The organism is Streptomyces sp. NPDC031479, assembly GCF_055581065.1.
The window spans coordinates 1-6,609 of record NZ_JBVIKC010000095.1 but is presented as its reverse complement, the minus strand read 5'-3'; the positions used below and the strand labels follow the sequence as shown (position 1 = coordinate 6,609).

5 protein-coding genes and 1 pseudogene are annotated in these 6,609 nt (G+C 72.6%); 3 read left to right on the top strand and 3 right to left on the bottom strand.

Annotated features, from left to right (window positions below; translation table 11 throughout):
* Window positions 1-181: 181 nt before the first annotated feature.
* The 3 genes from ACZ5D2_RS40765 to ACZ5D2_RS40755 are packed head-to-tail and all read right to left on the bottom strand — an operon-like array spanning window position 182 to window position 4,824.
* A complete protein-coding gene (locus ACZ5D2_RS40765) occupies window positions 182-1,879 on the bottom strand; it encodes a nitrite/sulfite reductase (RefSeq protein ID WP_331733309.1) in 1,698 nt (565 codons plus the stop codon).
* Between the two features lie 33 nt (window positions 1,880-1,912).
* The gene (locus ACZ5D2_RS40760; RefSeq protein WP_468936782.1) at window positions 1,913-3,082 is read right to left on the bottom strand and encodes a hypothetical protein; all 1,170 of its coding nucleotides are present in this window, start codon (window positions 3,080-3,082) and stop codon (window positions 1,913-1,915) included.
* The gene (locus ACZ5D2_RS40755) at window positions 3,079-4,824 is read right to left on the bottom strand and encodes a hypothetical protein (protein ID WP_331733302.1); all 1,746 of its coding nucleotides are present in this window, start codon (window positions 4,822-4,824) and stop codon (window positions 3,079-3,081) included. Before ACZ5D2_RS40755 ends, ACZ5D2_RS40760 begins: the two co-directional genes overlap by 4 nt.
* Before the next feature lie 360 nt (window positions 4,825-5,184).
* On the opposite strand from ACZ5D2_RS40755, the gene ACZ5D2_RS40750 reads away from it, so the two are divergent.
* The 3 genes and pseudogenes from ACZ5D2_RS40750 to ACZ5D2_RS40740 form a co-directional block, all read left to right on the top strand.
* On the top strand, window positions 5,185-5,868 hold the full coding sequence (locus ACZ5D2_RS40750; RefSeq protein ID WP_331733299.1) for a phosphoadenylyl-sulfate reductase: 684 nt from the start codon (window positions 5,185-5,187) through the stop codon (window positions 5,866-5,868).
* Between the two features lie 38 nt (window positions 5,869-5,906).
* Window positions 5,907-6,452, top strand: a complete 546-nt coding sequence (gene cysC / locus ACZ5D2_RS40745) for an adenylyl-sulfate kinase (RefSeq protein ID WP_371681564.1) — start codon at window positions 5,907-5,909, stop codon at window positions 6,450-6,452.
* Window positions 6,449-6,609, top strand: a pseudogene (locus ACZ5D2_RS40740) (sulfate adenylyltransferase subunit CysD); the annotation flags it as partial. The gene cysC and the pseudogene ACZ5D2_RS40740, both read left to right, overlap by 4 nt.

Below are 6,609 nucleotides of genomic sequence, written 5' to 3'. Positions count from 1 at the left end.
AACGCTACGTCGCACGAGAGATCTACCGACTTCTCGTCCCAGCGAACCCTCCGGCTGACCAGACAGGACCCGCCGCGATCGCCGCTTGACATCCACAGGGGCATCAAACTCGCGATCGTCTACCGCTCCGCAGCCGTGCTGGCGGCGATCATCACCTGGTTACGGAGTTGAGAGACACGACCTACGTCAGGGCGGATTCCTCGCAGCGGGCGGCCCACGTCGCGAAGGGCTCCGAGGCGTCGGTACGGCCCGCCAGGTAGGCGCGGGTCAGGCGTTCCACGTAGTCCGGGAGGTCCGCGGCCGTCGTCTTCAGGCCGCGGAGCTTCTTCCCGAAGCCGCCCTCCTGGTCCGCCGCCAGCGACAGGCTGCCGCCCAGGTGGACCTGGAAGCCCTCCACCTGCCGCCCGTCCTCGTCGGCGACCAGCTGGCCCTTGAGACCGATGTCCGCGACCTGCGTACGGGCGCAGGAGTTGGGGCAGCCGTTGACGTTGACGGTCAGGCCCACGTCCTCTCCCGCCAGGCGCTTCTCCAGCTCCGCGACCAGGGTCGCCGCCCGCTCCTTGGTCTCCACGATCGCCAGCTTGCAGTACTCGATCCCGGTGCAGGCCATCGTGTTCCGCCGCCACGGGGAGGGGCGGGCCTGGAGGCCGATCTCCGCCAGCTCCGCGACCAGGGGCTCGGGGTCGGCCACGTCCAGCACCAGCAGCTTCTGGTACGGGGTCAGCCGGACCCGGCCGCTGCCGTGGGCCTCCGCCAGGTCGGCCAGCGCCGCCAGCCTCGTACCCGAGAGGCGTCCGGCGACCGGCGCCGCGCCCACGTACGACAGGCCGTCGTTCTGCGGGTGTACGCCGATGTGGTCGATCGGGACAGGGGGGAGCGAGGGGGCCGGTCCGTCGAGCAGGGGCCGGCCCAGGTACTCCTCCTCCAGGACCCGGCGGAACCTCTCCACGCCCCAGTCGGCGATCAGGAACTTCAGCCGGGCCCGCCCGCGCAGTCGCCGGTAGCCGTAGTCGCGGAACAGCCGCGCCACCGCCACCCACACGTCGGGGACCTCGTCGAGGGGCACCCACACGCCCACGTGCCGCGCCAGGACCGGCACCGTCGACAGGCCGCCGCCCACCCACATGCCGAAGCCCGGCCCGTGCTCCGGGTGGACCGCGCCCAGGAAGGCCAGGTCGTTGATCTCGTACGGGATGTCCGGCAGCCAGGACACCGCCGACTTGTACTTGCGCGGCAGGTTCGACAGCGAAGGGTCGCCGATGTACCGGGCGGCGATCTCCCGTACGGCCGGGGTCGCGTCGAGGACCTCGTCGGCGCCCACCCCGGCCACCGGACTGCCGACGATGACGCGCGGGCAGTCCCCGCAGGCCTCCGTCGTCGACAGGCCGACCTCCTCCAGCCGCCGCCAGATCGCGGGTACGTCCTCGATCCGCACCCAGTGCAGCTGGATGTTCTGCCGGTCGGTGACGTCCGCGGTGTTGCGGGCGAAGCGCACGGAGACGTCGGCGATCGCCCGCAGCTGGGCGGCGTCGAGGGTGCCGCCGTCGCTGCGCACCCGCATCATGAAGTGCTCGTCCTCCAGCTCCTCCGGGGCCAGGGAGCCGGTCCTGCCGCCGTCGATGCCGGGTTTGCGCTGCGTGTACAGCCCCCACCAGCGCATCCGGCCGCGCAGGTCGTCGGGGTCGATGCTGGCGAAGCCCTCGCGGGAGTAGATCCGCTCGATGCGTTCGCGCACCAGCAGCGGGTCCTCGGCCTGCTTGAACTCCTCGTTGGCGTTGAGCGGTTCCCGCTCGCCCAGCGCCCACTGGCCTTCGGGGCGTTTGGCGGCGGGCCGTGCGGTCCGTGCGGTGCGGACCGGCGGCGCGACTGTTTCCGTCATGAGTCCGTGCTCCTACGGGGAGGGGGGAGGGGGTCAGGCCGTGCCGAGGGACGCCACCGGGACGATCATTCCGCTGGGCAGCCAGCTCGTCGCGCCCTCGTGGTGGTGGCCGCCGGAGCCGCCGCTGCCGGGCACGTAGAGCACGGCGGTGGCGTACAGCCGGGCGGGCGCCGGGCCCGACGTCCCGCGGGCCAGGCGCCAGGCCTCGTACCCGGAGGCGGTGGGCGGCTCGCCCGGCAGGCGGGCGCCGAGCGCCGTCAGGTACTCCACGGCGGCCGGGCTGTTCGGCGCGTACCGCAGGGGGATCAGCTGGCCCGCGCCGGGGGAGAGCAGCGGCGCGGTGAACAGCCAGGGCGCCAGGTAGGTGCCCTCGGAAGTGGTCCGGCCCGCCTCGACGTCGTGCACGGCGGTGTCCGCGCCCGCCCAGCCGGCGGTGACGACCAGCGGCTGCCGGGTCGAGTCCGGCCGCCCTACGGAGACGCCCGCGCGGGCGGCCGCGGCGCGCACCTCGGCGGCGGCGGCCCGGCCGCGCGGGGAGTCGTCCTCGGCGAGGGCCAGGGAGCGGGCCCCGCGCCCGGCGAGGAAGCCGACGGTCTCGCGCAGCGCGGCGGCGTCCGCCTCCGTGAGCCGGTCCGCCGGGCAGCCGGCCAGCGGCGCGGGGCTGCCGCCGACGACGGCCCCGGCGGCGGCGCTCGCGCACTCCGGACCGTCGGCGCCCCGCACGTCGGCGCGCGGGCCCCCGCCGCCCGCCCGGCCCGTGTCCACCGCCAGCGGCGCGAGGACCCCGCCGGCGGAGACCCACACCCGCGCGGGCCCGGCGGGCAGTTCGACCGGCACCCAGGTCAGGGTGGAACCGGGCCGCCGCTCGCCCCGGGTGAGCCGGTCGCGGCCGGTCCCGGCGGAGGCGTCGTCGGCGGCGACGGCCACCAGGTTGTACCCGGGCCGGTTCGGCACCACCAGCACCGGGACCTGCCGGGCACCCAGCGCGAGCGAGCCCAGCAGCGGTCCCCCGGCCACCGGCTCCGCCGGGCCGCCGGATCCCGCGGGGAACCACAGCCCGGCCGCCACCGCGCACGCCACCGCCGCGGCGAAGTACGCCGAGGCGGTGGTGCGGCGGCGCAGCAGCCGGGTGCGCAGGAGCAGCGCCAGGCCGAGCGCCAGGGCGGCGGTCAGGACGACCGCCGCCGCGAGGACAGCGCTCACCGTCGTACGACGCTGTCGCTGACCACGAACAGGACGCCGTGCGGCTGGGCGTCCCCGGTGTCGCCGTGCGGCCAGGACGTCCGGTTGAAGCCCACGCAGGGCTTGCCGGTGTTCTCGTCGCGGAAGGACCGGTCCAGGGAGACCTGGCCGCGCCGGTCGAGGTCGAACATGCACACGCGGTGGTCGCCGCCGCCGCCGAAGGACCCGGCGACGAAGTAGTTGGCGACCGCGATCCGGCTGACGTTCTGCGTCTCGCGGTAGACGCCGTCCGCGCCCCGCCTGAAGTTGTCCATGGCGCCCCAGTGGGGGCCGCCCGAGCTGACGTCGCGGATCGGCACGGTGCTGACCAGCTCCGGGCAGTCCCGCTCGTGCCCGCCCCGGCTCGCCTCGGCCAGCTCGTCGACGGAGCACGTGGCCCCGTCACCGGCGGCGAGGAGCTTCTGGATGTCGAGGACGTAGATCATGCCGGTGGTCTGGTCGAGGGGCTTGCCGAAGGGCACCGACTGGCCCATCACGGTGTGGAAGAGGAACCGGTCGTCGGGGCTGACGGCCAGCCAGCTGCCGTTGTCCCCGCTGCCGGTGACGCCCGTGTCGCGCTGGAATCCGCGGTAGGCGGTCGTGTCGTCGAAGACCTCCTTCCACTGCGGTGCGGGCGCGGTGATGTCCGGGGTGTAGAAGACGGCCCCGCCGGCCATGGAGGAGACGAACGCGCCCTTGTGGCCGGGCCGGTTGGTCAGCGCGGTCTCCATGACCACCCGGGACTCGCGGAAGAAGGCACGCGGCTCCTGGGCCCCGCGCGGTCCGTCGGCGACCTTGGACACCGAGCGCAGCGCCGGGTTGTTCCGGTCGGTGATGTCGAAGACGCGGACGGTCTGGCGGGCCAGGTTCTCCTTGAGCTCCGAGTCGGGCGTCATGAAGTTGCGGGCCTCGGCGAAGTCGCTCGCCACCATCAGGTTGAGGTCCTCGCGCACGGCGACCCCGTGCGGGTTCGCGCAGGTCGCGGCGGGCAGCGCCGGGACGTTGCCGCACTGGGCCGGGTCCTCGCCGGCCTCGGTGGCCGCCGGGATCTCGGCGAGGGTCTTTCCGTCCCGGCCGATCCGCACGATCTCCCCGGGGGAGCCGGCGGCGCCGTTGCCGACCCGCACCTGGCCGTTCGTGTAGGTGCAGGGGCCGGTCACGTTCGGGCCGCCCATGTACGTGCCGTACGCGGTGCCGTCGCTGAGCACCTGGTAGGCGTCGGGCAGGGTCCCGCAGGGGGTGTCGACGGTGGAGTTGACCCCGGCGATGGTCAGCGCGGGCAGCGCCTTCGCGTCGAAGACGAAGGTGGTGTCGCTCATGATGCCGCCGGCGTAGATCCGGTCGCCCTTGTGCCACACGTACTGCATGTGGTGCGGCTCGTTGCCGTTGTTCGGGCCGACGGTGACGGTGTTGGCGACCTTGCCGTACGTGGGGGAGCCCGGGGTGGCGTCGATGACGGTCAGGAAGTCGGGCGCGGGCTGCTTGGCAGGTCCGGCCCAGACGAGCATCCACTGCCGGCCGGGGCCGCCCGAGGCCGGCACCAGGTGGTTGGTCGCCGAGTAGGTGACGCCGTCGGTGCCCTGGAAGGTGGACGTCCAGGTGACCGGCGTGCCGGCGGCGGCGGGTTCCGCTCCGGTGAGCATGGAGGCGGTGAGTCCCACCGCCGAGAGACAGAGTGCGAGGCGGCGTATCAGCCTTCCTCGGCGCAGTCCTTGCAGGGTCATTTCTCCGCGTGCCCTCTCCGGGGGATGTCGGCCAGAATGCATAAACCGGCCAGTGGGTGGCTTTATTCGCTGGATCCGCACATTCTGGCCCGTCGGCCAGCACGGGATTCGACGCAATTTTCGGCCCAGGATGACACAGGGGTGCTGGCGGTCCGCTGATAACGGCCTTACCGCTCCCTGACCGCGCTCCGCAAATCCCCTTAAATCCTTGAAATCCCAGGTGAGAGGCCCAGGCGGGCTCCTTCGGGTCGAAAATGCCCGCGATCAGCGAACCGTCAGTGCTTTACGTGTCCGCATTGCTAATCTCGGCGGAGCGAATTCCTGCCCGTGCGCTGCGTTTCCCAGTGAAGGAGCCGCCGGATGACCGATCTCGAAAAGCTGGCCGAGCGGGCGGGCCGGGACCTGGAGGATGCGCCGGCTCCGGAAATCCTGCGGTGGGCCGCCGAGACCTTCGGGAGGAAGTTCTGCGTGACCTCGTCGATGGAGGACGCGGTGGTCGCGCACCTCGCCTCGCGTGCCTTTCCCGGCGTGGACGTGGTGTTCCTGGACACCGGTTACCACTTCGAGGAGACCATCGGGACCCGTGACGCGGTGGAGGCGGTGATGGACGTGAACGTCATCACCCTCACCCCGCGTCAGTCGGTCGCCGAGCAGGACGCGGAGTACGGGCCGAGGCTCCACGACCGCGATCCGGACCTGTGCTGCGCGCTGCGGAAGGTCAGGCCGTTGGAAGAGGGTCTGACCGGATACGAGGCGTGGGCGACGGGGCTGCGCCGTGACGAGTCCCCGACCCGGGCGAACACGCCGGTGGTGGGCTGGGACGGGAAGCGGCGGAAGGTGAAGGTCTCCCCGATCGCCCGCTGGAGCCGGGACGACGTGGACGCGTACGTCGCCGAGCACGGTGTGCTCACCAACCCGCTGCTGATGGACGGTTACGCCTCGGTGGGCTGTGCCCCCTGCACCCGCCGGGTGGCGGAGGGCGAGGACGCGCGGGCCGGCCGGTGGGCCGGGCGCGGCAAGACCGAGTGCGGACTGCACGGCTGATGACGACGACCAGCGAAGACCTTACGGAGAAGAAGCGGATGAGCGTGAGCGACCAGGGAGCCACGGTGTGGCTGACCGGTCTGCCCAGCGCGGGCAAGACCACCATCGCCTACGCGCTGGCGGAGCGGCTGCGTGCCGGGGGACACCGGGTGGAGGTCCTGGACGGGGACGAGATCCGCGAGTTCCTCTCCGCGGGCCTGGGTTTCGGCCGTGAGGACCGGCACACCAACGTGCAGCGGATCGGTTTCGTCGCCGAGCTCCTGGCGAGCAACGGGGTCAAGGCCCTGGTCCCGGTGATCGCGCCGTTCGCCGACAGCCGCGAGGCCGTCCGCGAGCGGCACGCCGCCGCGGGCACCACGTACCTGGAGGTCCACGTGGCCACCCCGGTCGAAGTGTGCTCCGAGCGGGACGTGAAGGGCCTGTACGCCAGGCAGGCCGCGGGCGAGATCTCCGGTCTCACCGGAGTCGACGACCCGTACGAGGCACCGCAAACCCCGGACCTGCGCATCGAGTCGCACCACCAGACCGTCCACCAATCCGCAGCGGAGCTCTTCGCGCTGCTCGACCAGAGGGGTCTCGTGTGACCACCGTCGTTCCCCTGCACAAGGCGGCCAGGACCTTGCACCACCTGGACTCGATGGAGTCCGAGGCGGTGCACATCTTCCGTGAGGTGGCGGGCGAGTTCGAGAAGCCGGTGATCCTGTTCTCCGGCGGCAAGGACTCCATCGTCATGCTGCACCT

Bases quoted from the DNA above. Each gene is read 5' to 3' on its own strand.
- ACZ5D2_RS40765 (WP_331733309.1), bottom strand. From the start codon at position 1,879: ATGACGGAAACAGTCGCGCCGCCGGTCCGCACCGCACGGACCGCACGG.
- ACZ5D2_RS40755 (WP_331733302.1), bottom strand. From the start codon at position 4,824: ATGACCCTGCAAGGACTGCGCCGAGGAAGGCTGATACGCCGCCTCGCA.
- ACZ5D2_RS40750 (WP_331733299.1), top strand. From the start codon at position 5,185: ATGACCGATCTCGAAAAGCTGGCCGAGCGGGCGGGCCGGGACCTGGAG.
- cysC (WP_371681564.1), top strand. From the start codon at position 5,907: ATGAGCGTGAGCGACCAGGGAGCCACGGTGTGGCTGACCGGTCTGCCC.